Here is a 562-nt window from a genome sequence, read left to right on the forward strand (position 1 = left end):
ATAAGCTAACACCTAATAAAGGACGTGTTGAGATGGTGCCAGAGAATATTCAACAAAAAGTAAATCAGTATAGAGATTTTTATATCAGCTTAAAAAATGAACTGAAATGGAAAGTAGGAGATCACAAGCAGTTTATGGCTATCGCTTCTATGTATGCAGTGAAAGGTAAACCGCTCAAGCTTCAGGATTACCTCGAGTTAAGCGACTATATCAAAAATCAAGTAGGGATGTTTTCTACGTTAAAATCATCATATCTCTAGAGCCTCATATTGTGTTAATGGATTTATCGATGCCGGTTCTCGATGGAATCGAAGCAACAAAAGAACTAAAAAAACAAGCACCGCATATACAAGTCATGATTCTAACAAGCTTTTCAGATCAAGATCACGTGATACCGGCATTAGAAGCAGGAGCTTCAGGCTATCAGCTAAAAGAAAGCGATCCAGATGAACTTGTAACGGCTATTCGAAAGCTAATGAATGGAGAAAATCAGCTTCATCCCAAAGTCACTACGCACTTGCTAACACGGTTAACCAAAAGCAGAGAAAAGAAAGTCAATTTT

At 37.5% G+C, this 562-nt stretch carries 1 protein-coding gene and 1 pseudogene; both read left to right on the forward strand.

Annotation, left to right across the window (positions count from 1 at the left end; translation table 11 throughout):
- The first annotated feature begins 134 nt into the window (after positions 1-134).
- Positions 135-260, forward strand: a complete 126-nt coding sequence (locus AC27IT_RS27970; RefSeq protein WP_487092286.1) for a DUF4003 family protein — start codon at positions 135-137, stop codon at positions 258-260.
- Positions 239-562, forward strand: a pseudogene (locus AC27IT_RS27975) (response regulator); the annotation flags it as partial. The gene AC27IT_RS27970 and the pseudogene AC27IT_RS27975, both read left to right, overlap by 22 nt.

This window comes from Brevibacillus sp. YAE8, from assembly GCF_057543335.1.

Bases quoted from the DNA above. Each gene is read 5' to 3' on its own strand.
- AC27IT_RS27970 (WP_487092286.1), top strand. From the start codon at position 135: ATGGCTATCGCTTCTATGTATGCAGTGAAAGGTAAACCGCTCAAGCTT.